Annotated in this window: 15 protein-coding genes; 7 read left to right on the top strand and 8 right to left on the bottom strand. The window is 71.7% G+C overall.

Annotated features, from left to right (window positions below):
- Positions 1 to 44: 44 nt before the first annotated feature.
- Both gabT and HYQ63_RS30480 read left to right on the top strand, forming a co-directional pair.
- Complete coding sequence (gene gabT / locus HYQ63_RS30485; protein ID WP_179937030.1) at positions 45 to 1,394, top strand: 4-aminobutyrate--2-oxoglutarate transaminase; 1,350 nt, start codon at positions 45 to 47, stop codon at positions 1,392 to 1,394.
- A gap of 375 nt (positions 1,395 to 1,769) precedes the next feature.
- Positions 1,770 to 2,378, top strand: a complete 609-nt coding sequence (locus HYQ63_RS30480) for a phosphatase PAP2 family protein (RefSeq protein WP_306664847.1) — start codon at positions 1,770 to 1,772, stop codon at positions 2,376 to 2,378.
- A gap of 9 nt (positions 2,379 to 2,387) precedes the next feature.
- On the opposite strand, the gene HYQ63_RS30475 is transcribed toward HYQ63_RS30480, so the two are convergent.
- Genes HYQ63_RS30475 through HYQ63_RS30455 form a run of 5 tightly spaced genes read right to left on the bottom strand, consistent with a single transcriptional unit; the run spans position 2,388 to position 8,027 of the window.
- A complete protein-coding gene (locus HYQ63_RS30475; RefSeq protein WP_373689160.1) occupies positions 2,388 to 3,854 on the bottom strand; it encodes an NAD(P)/FAD-dependent oxidoreductase in 1,467 nt (488 codons plus the stop codon).
- Between the two features lie 5 nt (positions 3,855 to 3,859).
- Positions 3,860 to 4,654 carry an ABC transporter permease gene (locus HYQ63_RS30470; RefSeq protein WP_179937028.1) on the bottom strand — a complete coding sequence of 265 codons (795 nt, stop codon included), beginning with the start codon at positions 4,652 to 4,654 and terminating at the stop codon, positions 3,860 to 3,862.
- Positions 4,654 to 5,583 (bottom strand): ABC transporter permease, encoded by a 930-nt coding sequence (locus HYQ63_RS30465; RefSeq protein WP_179937027.1) that lies wholly within the window; start codon positions 5,581 to 5,583, stop codon positions 4,654 to 4,656. The genes HYQ63_RS30470 and HYQ63_RS30465 overlap by 1 nt, the downstream gene beginning before the upstream one ends.
- Positions 5,580 to 6,752 (bottom strand): ABC transporter ATP-binding protein, encoded by a 1,173-nt coding sequence (locus HYQ63_RS30460; RefSeq protein WP_179937026.1) that lies wholly within the window; start codon positions 6,750 to 6,752, stop codon positions 5,580 to 5,582. The genes HYQ63_RS30465 and HYQ63_RS30460 overlap by 4 nt, the downstream gene beginning before the upstream one ends.
- Before the next feature lie 27 nt (positions 6,753 to 6,779).
- Entirely contained in the window at positions 6,780 to 8,027 is a 1,248-nt protein-coding gene (locus tag HYQ63_RS30455) for a spermidine/putrescine ABC transporter substrate-binding protein (RefSeq protein ID WP_179937025.1), read from the bottom strand.
- A 264-nt stretch (positions 8,028 to 8,291) separates the two neighbouring features.
- Here HYQ63_RS30455 and HYQ63_RS30450 point away from each other — a divergent pair, with 264 nt between their 5' ends.
- The gene (locus tag HYQ63_RS30450) at positions 8,292 to 8,918 is read left to right on the top strand and encodes an NADAR family protein (protein WP_179937024.1); all 627 of its coding nucleotides are present in this window, start codon (positions 8,292 to 8,294) and stop codon (positions 8,916 to 8,918) included.
- Here HYQ63_RS30450 and HYQ63_RS30445 read toward each other — a convergent pair.
- A complete protein-coding gene (locus HYQ63_RS30445; protein ID WP_179937023.1) occupies positions 8,864 to 9,739 on the bottom strand; it encodes a DUF4190 domain-containing protein in 876 nt (291 codons plus the stop codon). The two genes, HYQ63_RS30450 and HYQ63_RS30445, sit on opposite strands and share 55 nt — an antisense overlap.
- A 114-nt stretch (positions 9,740 to 9,853) precedes the next feature.
- Between HYQ63_RS30445 and HYQ63_RS30440 the strand changes: the two genes are divergently transcribed.
- Together HYQ63_RS30440 and HYQ63_RS30435 are read left to right on the top strand one after the other, a co-directional pair.
- Positions 9,854 to 10,876, top strand: coding sequence for an adenosine deaminase (locus HYQ63_RS30440; RefSeq protein ID WP_179937022.1), 1,023 nt, complete (start codon positions 9,854 to 9,856; stop codon positions 10,874 to 10,876).
- Complete coding sequence (locus tag HYQ63_RS30435) at positions 10,873 to 11,562, top strand: glycerophosphodiester phosphodiesterase (protein WP_179937021.1); 690 nt, start codon at positions 10,873 to 10,875, stop codon at positions 11,560 to 11,562. Before HYQ63_RS30440 ends, HYQ63_RS30435 begins: the two co-directional genes overlap by 4 nt.
- Before the next feature lie 16 nt (positions 11,563 to 11,578).
- Here HYQ63_RS30435 and HYQ63_RS30430 read toward each other — a convergent pair whose 3' ends face one another.
- The gene (locus HYQ63_RS30430) at positions 11,579 to 13,030 is read right to left on the bottom strand and encodes a gamma-aminobutyraldehyde dehydrogenase (RefSeq protein ID WP_179937020.1); all 1,452 of its coding nucleotides are present in this window, start codon (positions 13,028 to 13,030) and stop codon (positions 11,579 to 11,581) included.
- A gap of 177 nt (positions 13,031 to 13,207) precedes the next feature.
- Here HYQ63_RS30430 and HYQ63_RS30425 point away from each other — a divergent pair, with 177 nt between their 5' ends.
- Together HYQ63_RS30425 and HYQ63_RS30420 are read left to right on the top strand one after the other, a co-directional pair.
- Positions 13,208 to 13,681 (top strand): Lrp/AsnC family transcriptional regulator, encoded by a 474-nt coding sequence (locus HYQ63_RS30425; protein WP_123106308.1) that lies wholly within the window; start codon positions 13,208 to 13,210, stop codon positions 13,679 to 13,681.
- Between the two features lie 2 nt (positions 13,682 to 13,683).
- A complete protein-coding gene (locus tag HYQ63_RS30420; protein ID WP_179937019.1) occupies positions 13,684 to 15,045 on the top strand; it encodes an aspartate aminotransferase family protein in 1,362 nt (453 codons plus the stop codon).
- A 25-nt stretch (positions 15,046 to 15,070) separates the two neighbouring features.
- Here HYQ63_RS30420 and HYQ63_RS30415 read toward each other — a convergent pair whose 3' ends face one another.
- On the bottom strand, positions 15,071 to 16,507 hold the full coding sequence (locus tag HYQ63_RS30415; protein ID WP_373689159.1) for a PucR family transcriptional regulator ligand-binding domain-containing protein: 1,437 nt from the start codon (positions 16,505 to 16,507) through the stop codon (positions 15,071 to 15,073).
- Positions 16,508 to 16,569: the final 62 nt, after the last annotated feature.

The following is a 16,569-nucleotide window of genomic DNA, read 5'->3' as shown; positions in this document are numbered from 1 at the left end:
GAGTAAAGCCCCTGTCACGTCCCTTTCTTCCCGTGGAGTACCTCATGACCGAACTGTCCGGAGGCCCGTCCCTCCCCCAGGAGCGTCGCGTCGTCACCGCGATTCCCGGCCCGAAGTCGCAGGAGCTGCTCGCCCGTAAGACCGCGGCGGTCGCCGGGGGCGTGGGCAGTGTGCTGCCGGTCTTCACCGTGCGTGCGGGCGGCGGGGTGATCGAGGACGTGGACGGCAATTCGCTGATCGACTTCGGTTCCGGCATCGCCGTGACCTCGGTCGGCTCCAGCGCCGAGGCCGTGGTGCGCCGGGCGTCGGCGCAGCTGGCGGACTTCACGCACACGTGTTTCATGGTGACGCCGTACGAGGGGTACGTGGAGGTCTGCGAGGAGCTGGCGCGGCTCACGCCGGGCGATCACGCCAAGAAGTCGGCGCTGTTCAACTCGGGCGCCGAGGCGGTCGAGAACGCGGTGAAGATCGCCCGCTCGCACACCAAGCGCCAGGCGGTCGTCGTGTTCGACCACGGCTACCACGGCCGGACCAACCTCACCATGGCGCTCACCGCCAAGAACATGCCGTACAAGCACGGCTTCGGCCCCTTCGCGCCCGAGGTCTACCGCGTTCCGGTCGCCTACCCCTACCGCTGGCTGACGGGCCCGGAGAACTGCGCCGAGGAGGCCGCGGCCCAGGCCATCGACATGATCAGCAAGCAGGTCGGGGCGGAGAACGTGGCCGCGATCGTCATCGAGCCGGTCCTCGGTGAGGGCGGCTTCATCGAGCCGGCCAAGGGCTTCCTGCCGCGGATCGCCGAGTTCGCGAGGGACAACGGCATCGTGTTCGTCGCAGACGAGATCCAGTCCGGCTTCTGCCGCACCGGCCAGTGGTTCGCCTGCGAGGACGAGGGCATCGTCCCGGACCTGATCACCACCGCCAAGGGCATCGCGGGCGGCCTTCCGCTGGCCGCCGTCACCGGCCGCGCCGAGATCATGGACGCGGCGCACTCCGGCGGCCTCGGCGGCACCTACGGCGGCAACCCGGTGGCCTGCGCGGCGGCGCTGGGCGCGATCGAGACGATGCGCGAGCTGGACCTCAACGCGAAGGCCCGGCGCATCGAGGAGGTCATGAAGGGCCGGCTGTCCGCGATGCAGGAGAAGCACGACATCATCGGCGACCTCCGGGGCCGTGGCGCGATGATCGCGATCGAACTGGTGAAGCCGGGCACCAAGGACCCGAACCCGGAGGCGACGGCGGCCGTCGCCAAGGCCTGCCACGCCGCCGGCCTGCTGGTTCTGACCTGCGGTACGTACGGGAACGTGCTGCGTTTCCTGCCGCCGCTGGTGATCGGGGAGGACCTGCTGAACGAGGGTCTGGACGTCCTCGAGGGCGCCTTCGCCGAGCTGTGACTGTGGGTGGATCGTCGGGACCGTGAAGAAGATGTGCGGGGCCGATGACAGGTGGGTGATCGGCCTGTCCGACAGCCTCTCGCTGCCGTACGGTCGTTCCAGATGAGAGAAACACCCCGCTCGCAGGGGACTGCGGGCGATGCCGAGCCGGTGCTTCCCCAGCTCCGACCCGGCTGTGCCCTCGCGCACACCACTGGAGCCTCCGGCTCCGGATCTCCTCACCGATCGGACGGCCGCCCGCCCCAAACCCCCCGGGGCGAGCGGCACACCGGTCGCCACGGCGGCCCCGGAACCACCCCCCCTGTTCCGGGGCCGCCGTCTGTCTTCCTCCAAGCCCTTCGCAATGCCCTCCGCAACGCGGCCCTCCGCGCGCTCGTGCTCCCCGCGGCGCTACTGGCGGTGTTCGCGCTGTGCGCCTGGCAGGTCGCCGCCCACGGTCCGCTGCGTGCGTTCGACGAGCGGCTCGGCCGCGCGATCGCCGGATCGCCCCTCCCCTCCCCCGCCGCGGAGTTCCTCGCCGACCTCGGCAATACGGTGGTGGCCCTTCCGGTCCTCGGCGTCGCGCTCGCCTGGGCGGTGTGGCGTACCCGGGCAGTGGTGCGCCGGTGGTGGCCGGGGCCGCTGGCCGCCGCGCTGGTGATGGCGGCGGTCCCGGCCCTGGTCGCACCGCTGAAGGCGCTGATCGACCGCCCGGGTCCGCCCGGCCCGCTGGCGGGCGAGACCGGGTTCTTCCCGTCCGGCCATGCCGCGACGGCCGCCGTCGCCTATGGCGCGGCGGCCGTGCTGCTGCTCCCCCTCCTGCGCGGGAGGCTGCGGGGGTGGCTGATCGCCGCCGTCGTCCTGCTCAACGTCGCGGTGGGGGCGGGTCTGGTCCGCCGGGCGTACCACTGGCCGCTGGATGTGGTCGGGAGCTGGTGTCTGTGCGGCTGTCTGCTGTGGGTGGTGCTCCGCGTGCGCGAACGGAACAAGAAGCCGCCCACCTGACGCCGGGCCTCAGCTGTCGAAGCCCAACCCCACCCTGTCCATTGCCTTCAGCCACAGATTGCGCCGTCCCCCGTTGGCGTCGGCCCGGCTCATCGACCACTGGGTGAGGCCGATCCCCGCCCAGCGGACCGGTTCCGGCGGGAACGGCAGGGGCTTGCTGCGCACCATCTCCAGCCGGGTCCGCTCGGTGTCGTCGCCCGCCAGCAGGTCGAGCATCACCTCCGCGCCGAAGCGGCTCGCGCCGACGCCGAGGCCGGTGTAGCCGAGGGCGTAGGCGACGCGTCCGCCGTGTGCGCTGCCGAAGAACGCGGAGAAGCGCGAGCAGGTGTCGATCGCGCCGCCCCAGGCGTGGCTGAACCGCACGCCCTCCAGTTGCGGGAAGCAGCGGAAGAAGTGCTGGGCGAGGGTGCGGTAGGTGGCCGGGTGGTGGTCGTATTCGGCGCGCACCCCGCCGCCGTAGCGGTAGACGATGTCGTAGCCGCCCCACAGGATGCGGTGGTCGGCGGTGATGCGGAAGTAGTGGAAGTGGTTGGCGGTGTCGCTGAGGCCCTGCCGCCGCCGCCAGCCGATCGCGGCGAGCTGCTCACCGGTCAGCGGTTCGGTCATCAGGGCGTGGTCGTAGACGGGGACGATGTACGGGCGGACGCGGCGCACCAGGGCCGGGAAGGCGTTGGTGGCCAGCGCGACGTGACGGGCCCGCACCCGGCCGTACGGGGTGCGCACCAGCATCCCGGACGGTCCGGTTCCGGCTGTTCCGGCGCGGCTCAGCTGCTCGGCGGGGGTGTGTTCGTAGATGCGTACGCCCAGCTCGGCGCAAGCCCGCTTGAGGCCCCAGGCGAGCTTGGCGGGGTGCAGCATGGCCACGCCCCGGCGGTCCCACAACCCGGCGAGGAAGGTGGGCGAGTCGACCTCGGCGCGCACCGCGTCACGGTCCAGGAACTCGGGCTCCCGGACGCCGAGCGCGGCGGCCCGGGCGGCGGTTTCACGCAGTTCGTCGACCTGGTGGGGCCGGGTGGCGACGTCGATCTCCCCGGTGCGCTCGAAGTCGCAGTCGAGGGCGTAGCGGGCGACGGCGGTTTCGATGGCGTCCAGGTTGCGGTGGCCGAGCCGTTCCAGTTCGGGCAGTTCACGGGGCCAGCGGGCGGCGCCGTTGCCGAGGCCGTGGGTGAGGGAGGCGGCGCAGAAGCCGCCGTTGCGGCCGGAGGCGGCCCAGCCCGCCTCCTGGCCCTCGACAAGGACCACGTCGCGGCCGGGGTCGCGCTCCTTGGCGATCAGGGCGGTCCACAGTCCGCTGTAGCCGCCGCCGACGACGAGCAGGTCGCAGCGCTCGTCGCCGACCAGGGCGGGATTCGGGCGGGGCCGTCCGGGGTCGTCCAGCCAGTACGGGGTGTAGGCGACGTCGGCGAGGGCTGCCAGGACGGGCGGTCCGGGAGCGTCGCTGCCTCCGGGAGAGCGGGGCATGGCGTCTGCGGCCATGGGTGTCAGCTCCTCTTGCGGCGGGCGCCGGCCAGCTGACCGGCGAGGACGCACAGCACCGCGACGGCGAACATCGCCGTTCCGATCACATTGATCTGGACGGGGGTGCCGCGCTGCGCGGATCCCCACACGAACATGGGGAAGGTCACGGTGGATCCGGCGTTGAAGTTGGTGATGATGAAGTCGTCGAAGGAGAGCGCGAAGGACAGCAGCGCGCCGGCGGCGATGCCGGGGGCGGCGATCGGCAGGGTGACGCGCAGGAACGTCTGCGCCGGGGAGGCGTAGAGGTCCTGGGCGGCCTGTTCCAGCCGGGGGTCCATGCTCATGACGCGCGCCTTGACGGCGGTGACGACGAAGCTCAGGCAGAACATGACGTGGGCGATGAGGATCGTCCAGAAGCCGAAGCCGACGCCCATGTTGAGGAAGAGCGTGGCGAGGGAGGCGGCCATGACGACCTCGGGCATCGCCATCGGGAGGAAGATCAGGCTGTTGACCGCGGGGCGGGCCCGGAAGCGGTAGCGGGCCAGCGCGAAGGCGATCATCGTGCCGAGGACGGTCGCGCCGAGCGTGGCCCACACCGCGAGCTGGAGGCTCAGGGAGAGCGAGCCGCACAGGTCGGGGACGCCGCACGGATCGGTCCAGGCGTCGGTGGAGAACCGCTGCCACGCGTAGTTGAAGCGGCCGTTGGGCTTGTTGAACGAGAACACCAGGACGATGACGTTCGGCAGGATCAGATACGCGAGGGTGGCGAGCCCCGCGAGGACCACCAGGTTGCGCCGTGTCCAGCGGATGAGGGCCATCAGACGAGATCCTCCGTCCCTGCCTTGCGGATGTAGACGGTGACCATCGCGAGGATCGCCGCCATGAGGAGGAAGGACAGCGCGGCGGCCGTCGGGTAGTCGAGTACCCGCAGGAACTGCGACTGGATGACGTTGCCGATCATCTTCTGGTCGGTGGAGCCCAGCAGCTCGGCGTTGATGTAGTCGCCCGCGGACGGGATGAAGGTCAGCAGGGTGCCCGCGACGACGCCCGGCATGGACAGCGGGAAGGTGACCTTGCGGAAGACGGTGACGGGGCGGGCGTAGAGGTCGCGGGCGGCCTCGTGGAGCCTGCCGTCGATGCGTTCCAGGGAGGTGTAGAGCGGCAGGATCATGAAGGGCAGGAAGTTGTACGTCAGCCCGCAGACCACGGCGAGCGGCGTGGCCAGCACCCGCTGCCCCTCGGTGATCCCCAGCCAGCTGGTCACGTCCAGGAGGTGCAGGGAGTTCAGCGCCCCCACCACCGGGCTGCCGTCGGCCAGGATCGTCTTCCAGGCGAGGGTGCGGATCAGGAAGCTGGTGAAGAACGGCGCGATGACCAGGATCATGAGCAGATTGCGCCAGCGGCCCGCCCGGAAGGCGATCAGGTACGCGAGCGGGTAGCCGAGCAGCAGGCACAGCACGGTGGCGGTGGCCGCGTACAGCACCGAGCGCAGGAACTGCGGGGTGTACTCGGTGAGCGCGTCCCAGTACGTCTGCACGTGCCAGGTGACGGTGAAGCCCTCTTCGAGGGAGCCGGTCTGGACGGAGGTCGACGCCTGGTAGACGAGCGGGGCCACGAAGAACACCAGCAGCCACAGGATGCCGGGGAGCAGCAGCCAGTAGGGCACCAGCCGCTTGCGTACGTCAGTCTTGCGGGGCGCGGCGGTCGCCGCCGCGGGGGCCGCGTCGCGCGTCTCCGTGGCCGTCACGCCGCCTCCCCGTCGGTGCCCGCATCGGTGCCGGTGTCGGTGCCCGCGTCGATGTCCTGGGCCGGGTCGAGGCCGAAGGTGTGGGCGGGGCTCCAGTGCAGGACGACCTCGGCACCGGGGACGAGCCGGTGGTCGCGCTCGATGTTCTGCTCGTAGACGGCCAGCTCGGCGCCGTCCGGGGTGGCCACGACGTACTGCGTGGAGACGCCGATGAAACTGGAGTCCGCGATGCGGCCGGTCATCCGGTTGCGGGCCGCGGGGACGGCCTCGGTGTCCTCGGCGGGGGTGAGGGAGATCTTCTCGGGGCGCACCCCGACCAGCACCGCGGCGCCCGTGCGGGCGGGGGCGCGGCATCGCCCGGCGGGCAGGGTGAGGCGGCCCCCGGCGGCGGTCAGGAGGAGGTCGCCGCCGCTCTTGTCGGTGATCTCGGCCTCGATGAGGTTGGAGGTGCCGAGGAAGTTGGCGACGAAGGTGGTGCCCGGGCTCTCGTACAGCTCGGCCGGGGCGCCCAGCTGTTCGACGCGGCCGCCGTTCATCACCGCGACCGTGTCGGCCATGGTCATGGCCTCCTCCTGGTCGTGGGTGACATGGACGAAGGTGATGCCGACCTCGGTCTGGATGCGCTTCAGCTCCAGCTGCATCTGGCGGCGCAGCTTGAGGTCGAGGGCGCCCAGCGGCTCGTCGAGGAGCAGCACCCGGGGGTGGTTGATGAGCGCGCGGGCGAGGGCGACGCGCTGCTGCTGGCCGCCGGAGAGCTGCTGCGGTTTGCGGCGGGCGAAGTCGCCGAGCTGGACGAGGTCCAGCATCTCCCCGACCTGCTTCTTGACGGACTTGATGCCCCGTCGGCGCAGCCCGAAGGCGACGTTCTCGTAGATGTCGAGGTGCGGGAAGAGGGCGTAGCTCTGGAAGACGGTGTTGACGGGCCGCCGGTGCGGCGGGAGGGCGGTGACGTCGTCCCCGGCGAGCCGGATGGTGCCGGTGGTGGGCTCCTCCAGCCCGGCGATCATGCGCAGGGTGGTGGTCTTGCCGCAGCCGGAGGCGCCGAGCAGGGCGAAGAAGGAGCCGGCGGGTATGTGCAGGTCGAGCGGGTGGACGGCGGTGAAGGACCCGTAGGTCTTGCTGATCCCGTCGAGCCGGACGTCGCCGCCGGTGGTGGTGGGCTGGGTCATGGGTGGACTTCCTCGCGTGTCAGGCCGTCAGGCGCCGGTGAGCTTGGCGAACGCGTCCTCGAACGCCGTCTCCTCCGTGCTCGACAGGGAGCGGAAGGCGTGGGACTTGGCGGCCATCTCCTCGTCCGGGAGGATCAGCGGGTTGTCCGCCAGCTCCTTGTCGATCTTCGCGAGTTCGGCGCGTACGCCGTCGACCGGGCAGACGTAGTTGATGTAGGCGGCGATCTTCGCGGCGACCTTGGGCTCGTAGTAGTAGTCGATGAGCCGTTCGGCGTTCTTCTTGTGGCGTGCCCCGGCCGGGATCAGGAGGTTGTCGGTGGCGGTCATGTATCCGGCGTCGGGGATGGCGAACTCGATCTCCGGGTTGTCGGCCTGGAGCTGGATGAGGTCACCGGCCCAGGCCATGCAGGCGGCGAGGTCGCCCCGGGTGAGGTCGCCGGTGTAGTCGTTGCCGGTGAAGCGGCGGATCTGGCCGCGGTCGGACGCTTGTCGGAGGCGGGCGACCGCCGCGTCGAAGTCGTCGGCGGTGACGTCCTCGGGGCGCTTGCCCATGTCGAGAAGGGTCAGCCCGACGGTGTCGCGCATCTCGGTGAGCAGGCCGACCCGGCCCTTGAGGCGGGGGTCCTCCAGGAGCTGGGAGACGGAGGTGACGCTGCGGCCGCCGGTGGCCTTCTTGTTGTACGCGATGACGGCGGGGATGCCGGTCCAGGGGTAGGAGTGGGCGCGGCCCGGGTCCCAGTCCGGATCGCGGAACTCCGCCGCCAGGTGCGTATAGGCGTGGGGCAGGTTGGCCGCGTCCAGGGTCTGCACCCAGCCGAGCCGGATCATCCGGGCGGCCAGCCAGTCGGTGACGCAGATGAGGTCGCGTCCGGTGTCCTGGCCCGCGGCGAGCTGCGGCTTGATCTTGCCGAAGAACTCCACGTTGTCGTTGATGTCCTCGGTGTACTTCACCGTGATGCCGGTGCGGCGCCGGAACTCCTCCAGCGTCGGGCGGCGGCCGCCCTTGGTCTCGTCCATGTACTCCGTCCAGTTGGAGAAGGCGACGCGCTTCTCCTCGGCGGAGTGGTCATCCGCGGAGCTGTCCGCACCGGTGCGCCCGGCGGGCGGGATCCCGCAGCCGCTGAGCGCCCCGAGCCCTCCGGCAGCGAGCGCTCCGGCACCGCCCGCACGCAGCAGCCCACGGCGGGACAGCGCCATGCGGCCGCCGGTCATGCTGCGCCGCATCGCGGCGAGCTGCGGTGCGGACAGGCTCTCGGGCTCGTGCCGTGACTCCATACGCTGTGCCCCCTCGGCGAACCGCCGCTCCGTCGGACCGCATCGCTGATCCATCGCCTGATCTCCTCCGCCGGACCGCCCTCACGCGAGGAGAGCGGCGTGGCTCCAACCGGAATCGAGGGATGATCCTGGCAGAGCACCGGCACTTCAACAAGGGATTCCGTCGTTGCTTTTTGGTTTCGCGACGGAATCAGTGATCGCCCGCGAGGACAACCGGCCCCGCGGCCCCGGGCGCTGTCGGTGGCCGGTGCGAGAATCCCGGGCATGGAAACGAACGGGGTGACGGCATCGGCCACGGCGGACGGCGGCCCGCGCTCGGTCGAGGAGCTGGTGGACCGGGCGGCGCGCGGCGAGACCGTCAAGTACGTGTACTTCTGGGGCCATCGGCCGCGGCGCGACGGCGGCGTGGGCGCCGGGTGCTTCAGCCAGTGGTGGCCCGCGCCGTTCGAGGTGGACGGCATCACCTACCCGACCGCCGAGCACTGGATGATGGCCGGGAAGGCGCGGCTGTTCGGCGACGCGGACGCCGAGCGGCGGGCGCTGACCGCCTCGCACCCCAAACAGGCCAAGGACGCGGGCCGTTCGGTGCGCGGCTTCGACGAGGCGCGGTGGCGGGCGCACCGCTTCGCGCTGGTCGTCGAGGGCAGTGTGCACAAGTTCGGGCAGCACCCGCCGCTGCGCGACTATCTGGTGGGGACCAACTCCCGGGTGCTGGTGGAGGCCAGCCCGGTGGACCGGATATGGGGCATCGGGCTGGCGGCGGACGACGAGCGGGCGGCGGACCCGGCCCGCTGGCGCGGGCTCAATCTGCTGGGCTTCGCGCTGATGGAGGCGCGTCAGCGGCTCATCTCGGCGGGCGGGAGCACCCGCACGACCGAGATATCCGCGTAGCCGGAGCTGTCGGAGCCGTCGGAGCTGTCGTCGTTCGCGGCCGCGACATAGACGAAGATCATCACCACGCCCGCCAGCACGGCGGTCGCCCCGAGGATGAGCCCGGCGAGGGCCGAGCCGCCGTTGGTCGCCTCGCCCCGGCCCGCCTTGGCGCGGCCGAGCACTCCGAAGATGATCGCGAGCACGCCGAGGATGATGCCCAGTACGACGCTGGCGAAGAAGACCAGGCCGATGATGCCGAGCACCAGGGCGGCTGTGCCGGTGCCGTTGTCCGGCAGATAGGTCCCGCCCGGCTGCCAGCCCTGGCCGTACCCCGCACCCGGGTAGGCGGCGCCCGGGTAGGCACCGCCCGGGTAGGCGGGGTACGCCGCGCCGGGGTAGCCGTAGCCGGGCCCGGCGTACGGGGCCTGGCCGCCGTAGCCCGGCTGACCGTAGCCGCCGGTGCCGTACGGCGTGCCCTGGTACGCGCTCGGGGTGCCCGGCCCCGTCGGGGCGGGCGGCGGCGGGGGCACCGCACCCGACGGGGGCACCGCGCCCGGCAGGGTCGCGCCACTCGGCAGGGTCGCGCCGCCCGGCGGCGGCCCCGGCGCGGCAGGCGGCGGACCGGGGGCGGGGGGCGGGGGCCCCGGCACGGGCGGCGGGGGCGGGACGGACGGTCCCGTGGGCAGCGAGGTGAGCGTCTGCTGCTCGGCCACCGAGGGCCGGGACGGCGGCTTGTCCGGCTTATCAAGGGGCGTATGCGGGGCCGGCGGGGCCCAGGGGTCGTGGTCGCGCGGCTCCGGCTGCCGCGGTTGTTCGTGCTGGTCGGGCTGGTCAGCCATGTATCTCCCCCACAGCGATGTCCGCCCATGCTACGGGCTGGCAACAGCGCCCCGTGCCCCCGCATCTACGATGACCGGAGCCCGCCGCCGGCGGCCGTCACCCGGAGGTTCTCGTTGACCGATCTCACCGCCTTCATCGCCGGACTGCCCAAGGCGGAGCTGCATGTTCACCACGTCGGCTCGGCGTCCCCGCGCATCGTGGCCGAGCTGGCCGCGCGCCATCCGGACTCCAAGGTGCCGACCGATCCGGAGGCGCTGGCGGACTACTTCGTCTTCCGTGACTTCGCCCACTTCATCGACGTCTACCTCTCCGTGGTGGATCTGATCCGTGACGCCGAGGACGTGCGGCTGCTCACCTACGAGATCGCCCGCGACATGGCCCGGCAGAACATCCGCTACGCCGAGCTGACCGTCACCCCCTACAGCTCGACCCGGCGCGGCATACCGGACGCGGCGTTCACCGAGGCGATCGAGGACGCCCGCAAGGCGGCCGAGGCCGAGTTCGGCACCGTGCTGCGCTGGTGCTTCGACATCCCCGGCGAGGCCGGGCTGGCGTCCGCCGAGGAGACCGCCCGCATCGCCTGCGACCTGCGCCCCGAGGGGCTGGTCTCGTTCGGCCTCGGGGGGCCCGAGATCGGCGTGCCGCGCCCGCAGTTCAAGCCGTACTTCGACCGTGCCATCGCCGCCGGGCTGCACAGCGTTCCGCACGCGGGCGAGACCACCGGGCCGCAGACGATCTGGGACGCCCTCACCGAGCTGCGCGCCGAGCGGATCGGACACGGCACCAGCGCCGTCCAGGACCCGAAGCTGCTCGCCCATCTCGCGGAGCACCGCATACCGCTGGAGGTCTGCCCGACCTCCAACATCGCCACCCGCGCGGTCGCCACCCTCGACGAGCACCCCATCAAGCAGATGGTCGAGGCCGGGGTGCTGGTCACCATCAACAGCGACGACCCGCCGATGTTCGGCACCGACCTCAACACCGAGTACGCGGTCGCCGCCCGGCTGCTCGGCCTGGACGCGGCGGGCGTCGCGGCCCTCGCGAAGAACGCCGTCGAGGCGTCCTTCCTGGACGCACCGGGCAAGGCGCGGCTGACCGCGGAGATCGACGCCTACACGGCGGTCGCGGCCCGATGAGGGCGGCGGGCGCGGCCTTCATACCGGTCGGCCACCGCGGCGACCCGTACACCCACCGCGAGAACACCCTGGCGTCCATCGGCTCGGCGATACGCGCCGGGGCGGGCGCCGTGGAGGTCGACGTCCGGCTGACCTGCGACGGCGTCCCGGTCCTCCTCCACGACGCGACCCTCAAGCGGCTGTGGGGCCACGACCGGCCCCTGTCCGCGCTGACCGCCGAGGAAGTACGGCGGCTGTCCGGCGGGGGCATACCCACGCTGCGCGACGCACTCGCCGCGACCGGACGGACCCGGCTGCTGATCGACCTGCCCGACGCGTCGGCCGCCCTCGCGGCCGTGGCCGAGGTGCGCGAGGCCGGGGCCGCGGACCGGGTGTACTACTGCGGCGAGCTGTCCGCGCTGCGCCGGGTGCGCCGTGCGGAGCCCGGCGCCGAGATCTCCCTGACCTGGACCACCCTCGCGCCGCCCCGGCCCACCCTGCTGGCCGATCTGCGGCCCCGCTGGCTCAACTACCGCTTCGGCCTGGTCTCCCCCGGCCTCGTCGAACGCGCCCACGCCGACGGCCTGCTGGTCTCCGCCTGGACCGCCGACACCCGCCGCTCGATGGGGCGCCTGCTGCGCGCGGGTGCCGACGCGATCACCACCAATCGCATCGGCACCCTCTGCGCCCTGCTCAGCCGCAGCTGACCGACCCCACGCGGGATCAGCCCAGCGACGTCATCACGTGCTTGATGCGGGTGTAGTCCTCGAAGCCGTACGCCGACAGGTCCTTGCCGTAACCGGACTTCTTGAATCCGCCGTGCGGCATCTCGGCGACCAGCGGGATATGGGTGTTGATCCAGACGCAGCCGAAGTCCAGGGCCTTGGACATCCGCATGGCGCGGCCGTGGTCCTTGGTCCACACCGACGAGGCGAGCGCGTACTCCACGCCGTTGGCGTACTGGACCGCCTGGGCCTCGTCGGAGAACGACTGGACGGTGATGACCGGGCCGAAGACCTCGTGCTGGACGATCTCGTCGTCCTGCTTGAGCCCGGAGACCACGGTGGGCGCGTAGAAGTAGCCCTTCTCGCCCACCCGGTGGCCGCCCGCCTCGACCTTGGCGTGCGCGGGCAGCCGCTCGATGAAGCCGCTGACCTGGGCCAGCTGGTTGGCGTTGTTGAGCGGGCCGAACAGCACGTCCTCGTCGTCCGGGGCGCCGGTCTTGGTGTCCGCGGCGGCCTTGGCCAGGGCGGTCACGAAGTCGTCGTGGATCGACTCGTGGACGAGCACCCGGGTGGCCGCCGTACAGTCCTGGCCCGCGTTGAAGAAGCCCGCGACCGAGATGTCCTCGACGGCCTTGGCGATGTCGCTGTCCTCGAAGACCACGACCGGCGCCTTGCCGCCCAGCTCCAGATGAACCCGCTTCAGGTCCTTCGACGCGCTTTCCGCGACCTGCATACCGGCCCGCACCGAGCCGGTGATGGACGCCATGGCGGGCACGTCGTGCTCGACCATCAGCCGCCCGGTGTCCCGGTCGCCGCAGATGACGTTGAACACGCCCTGTGGATGGCCCAGTTCCGCCAGCACTCCGCCGATGATCTCGGCGAAGAGCACGGTGGAGGCCGGGGTGGTGTCGGAGGGCTTGATGACGACCGTGTTGCCCGCCGCCAGCGCCGGCGCGAACTTCCACACGGCCATCATCATCGGGTAGTTCCACGGCGCGACCTGCGCGCACACCCCGATCGGCTCGCGGCGGATGATCGAGGTCAGCCCCTCCATGTACTCACCGGCCGAGCGGCCCTCCAGCATCCGCGCCGCGCCCGCGAAGAACCGGATCTGGTCGATCATCGGCGGCATTTCCTCGTCCCGCGTGAGCCCGATCGGCTTGCCGGTGTTCTCCGACTCGACCGCGATCAGCTCCTCCGCCCGCGCCTCGAAGGCGTCGGCGATCTTCAGCAGGGCCTTCTGCCGCTCGCCGGGCACCAGGTCCCGCCAGGCGGGGAACGCGGCCGCGGCCGCGTTCATCGCCGCGTCCACGTCCGCCGCTCCCGACAGCGGCGCCGTGGCGTACACCTCGCCCGTGGCCGGGTTGACCACCTCCGTGGTGCGCCCGTCCGCGGCGTCCCGGAACTCACCGTCGATGTAGTTGCGCAAACGACGCAGCTCGGTGGTCACGTGCCACCCCTCCTGTCTGCTGTCCGATGGGTGAGACACCACCCTAATCGCGAGGACGACGCTTTCAACATACCCGCCACACCAGAACAACGGAATCAGTGATTTTCTCTCACCCACACAACGGAATTCATCGATCGAGGGTTGCCAGACAGTCGAGGCTCGTGCACAGTGAGGGCCGTGGCCACACCTGACAAGAACGGCACGCCGTCGATCGACTCCGTATCCCTGGCGATCATCGAGCAGCTCCAGGAGGACGGCCGGCGACCCTATGCCGCCATCGGCAAGGCCGTGGGCCTGTCCGAGGCGGCGGTGCGGCAGCGCGTACAGAAGCTGCTCGACCAGGGCGTGATGCAGATCGTCGCCGTCACCGACCCCCTCACCGTGGGGTTCCGGCGCCAGGCGATGGTCGGGATCGACGTCGACGGCGATCTCGACCCGGTCGCGGACGCGCTGACCGCCATGGACGAGGTCGAGTACGTGGTCGTCACCGCGGGCTCCTTCGATCTCCTCATCGAGGTCGTCTGCGAGGACGACGACCATCTCCTTGAAACGATCAACAAGCGGATCCGGACGCTGCCCGGCGTGCGCTCCACCGAGAGCTTCGTCTACCTCAAGCTCCGGAAGCAGACCTACACCTGGGGAACGAGATAGCCATGAGCGCGGACCTCTCCAAGACGGCGTACGACCACCTGTGGATGCACTTCACCCGCATGTCGTCGTACGAGAACGCCCCCGTGCCGACGATCGTGCGCGGCGAGGGCACGTACATCTACGACGACAAGGGCAAGCGCTACATCGACGGCCTCGCCGGGCTGTTCGTGGTGCAGGCCGGCCACGGGCGCGTCGAACTCGCGGAGACCGCGTACAAGCAGGCGCAGGAGCTGGCCTTCTTCCCGGTGTGGAGCTACGCCCACCCCAAGGCCGTCGAACTGGCCGAACGACTGGCCGGTTACGCGCCCGGCGACCTCAACAAGGTCTTCTTCACCACCGGCGGCGGCGAGGCGGTCGAGACCGCCTGGAAGCTGGCCAAGCAGTACTTCAAGCTGACCGGCAAGCCCACCAAGCACAAGGTCATATCCCGGGCCGTCGCCTACCACGGCACCCCCCAGGGCGCCCTGTCGATCACCGGCCTGCCCGGGCTGAAGGCCCCCTTCGAGCCGCTGGTCCCCGGCGCGCACAAGGTGCCCAACACCAACATCTACCGGGCGCCGATCCACGGCGACGACCCCGAGGCGTACGGCCGCTGGTGCGCCGACCAGATCGAGCAGCAGATCCTCTTCGAGGGCCCGGACACCGTCGCCGCGGTCTTCCTGGAGCCCGTGCAGAACGCGGGCGGCTGCTTCCCGCCACCGCCCGGGTACTTCCGGCGGGTGCGCGAGATCTGCGACCAGTACGACGTCCTGCTCGTCTCCGACGAGGTCATCTGCGCGTTCGGGCGGCTGGGCACGATGTTCGCGTGCGACAAGTTCGGCTACGTCCCGGACATGATCACCTGCGCGAAGGGCATGACCTCCGGCTACTCCCCGATCGGTGCGTGCCTCGTCTCCGACCGGCTCGCCGAACCCTTCTACCGGGACGGCAACACCTTCCTGCACGGCTACACCTTCGGCGGCCACCCGGTCTCGGCGGCGGTGGCCCTCGCCAACCTCGACATCTTCGAGCGCGAGGGGCTGAACCAGCATGTGCTGGACACCGAGGCGGCGTTCCGCTCCACCCTGGAGCGCCTGCACGACCTGCCGATCGTCGGTGACGTCCGGGGGAACGGCTTCTTCTACGGCATCGAGCTGGTCAAGAACAAGGCCACGAAGGAGTCCTTCGACGCCGACGAGACCGAGCGCATCCTGTACGGCTTCCTCTCCAAGGCGCTGTACGACAACGGCCTCTACTGCCGGGCCGACGACCGCGGCGACCCGGTCGTCCAGCTGGCCCCGCCGCTGATCGCGGACCAGGGGCTGTTCGACGAGATCGAGCAGGTGCTGAGGGGTGTGCTCACGGAGGCGTGGACGAAGCTCTGACTTTCCCCACCCCGCCGGGAGGTGTTCAGCCCCACTTGAGGGCGAACCACAGCTCCATCCGCACGTCCGCGTCGCCCAGGTCCGCGTCCAGCAGGGCCGCGGCGCGGGCGATGCGTTGACGGACCGTGTTGCGGTGGATGTCCAGCGCCACCGCCGTACGGTCCCAACTGCCGTGCAGCGACAGCCACATCCGCAGCGTCTCGCGCAGGGCGGGCGCACCGTCCAGCGGTGCGAGCCGGGCGCGGCCCAGCGTCTCGGCCTCGGCCGGGTCGACCAGTGAGGCGACCCCGCCGCGCGACGGAGCGTGCCGCACCACGGGCAGCCGCTCCGCGACCGCCCGGCGCAGCGCGCGGGCCGCGTCGGCGCCGCCGTGCGCGAGTCCGTCGGCGGGCACCGGCGCCCCGGCGCCCAGCGTCCAGCCGGGCTGCGCCCGTACCTCCGCGTCGCCGGGCACCAGGGCGCACAGTTCGTCCCCGGCCAGGTCGACCAGCTGCGTACCGAGCCCGGCGGCGAGCGCGGCCGCGGCCAGCAGCCCGTCGTCGCCGCGCCCGCGGCGCCGCCCGCGCACCACGGTCCACACGTCCGCGCCGTTCAACAGCCCGGCGACATCGGCCGGTTCGGCGCCCAGCATCAGCCGCACCAGCGCGGTGCGTTCGGCGCCCGCGTCGGCCGTGCGCCGCCCCGTCAGCAGGGCGAGCAGCACCATGGCCACGCCCACGACCGCGCTCTCCGTCGCATCGCGCCGCGGCGCGCAGACCGCCAGGGCGAGCGGCCGTTCCGGCCCGCCCAGGCCGTACGCGCTCAGGGAGGCCCCGTCCGCCGTGCCCGCGGCCGAGGCCGGGCCCGCCCGCAGCCGGGCGGCCAGTGAGCCGAGCGCCCCGCGCACCTCCGGGGACGGGCGCGGTCCCGCCGCCGCCAGCTCCGCACCGTCCGGCCCGTACAGCACCGCCCACCCGCCCAGATGCCGTGCCAGGAGCCGCAGCACGGCCGGTACCGGATGGGGCCGCGCGGCGGCGGCCGCGAGGGACTGCTGCACCTCCGTGATCCGCCGCAGCTCCTGGTGGCGGCTCTCGGCCATCGCGTCCCACACGGCGCTCGCGACGGCCGTGAACGTCGTCTCCCGCGGCACCTCCACCAGCGGCAGCCCATGGCGGTCGCACGCCTCGATCAGCGCCCGCGGCACCTCCTGGTGCACCGGCGCGACGCCGAACCCCAGCGCCGTGGCGCCCGCCTCGACCGTGCGGGCCACATAGCGGTCCCAGTACGCGTCCGTCGCCTCGGGACCGTGCACCCCGGCGCTGAGCAGCAGTTCGCCACCCAGCAGATACGGGACGGGATCTTCCATCTCGCTCGTGTGCACCAGGTACACCGGCGCCTCGCCGCGCGGCCCGGCGACCTGCCGCAGCCCCAGTCCGGGGTGGTCCAGCAGGACGGCGAGGGGCACGGGCACTGTCGGCGGCATGGCCTTTTCCTCCATCCCGGGAACCGTGAGTGGAGGAAACGTACACTTCCCGGCCTCTTCGG

The sequence above is a fragment of the Streptomyces sp. Rer75 genome (genome assembly GCF_013414305.1).
GTDB lineage: Bacteria > Actinomycetota > Actinomycetes > Streptomycetales > Streptomycetaceae > Streptomyces > Streptomyces himastatinicus.
The sequence above is the reverse complement of the archived record's forward strand: the minus strand, read 5'-3'. Positions and strand labels throughout refer to the sequence as shown.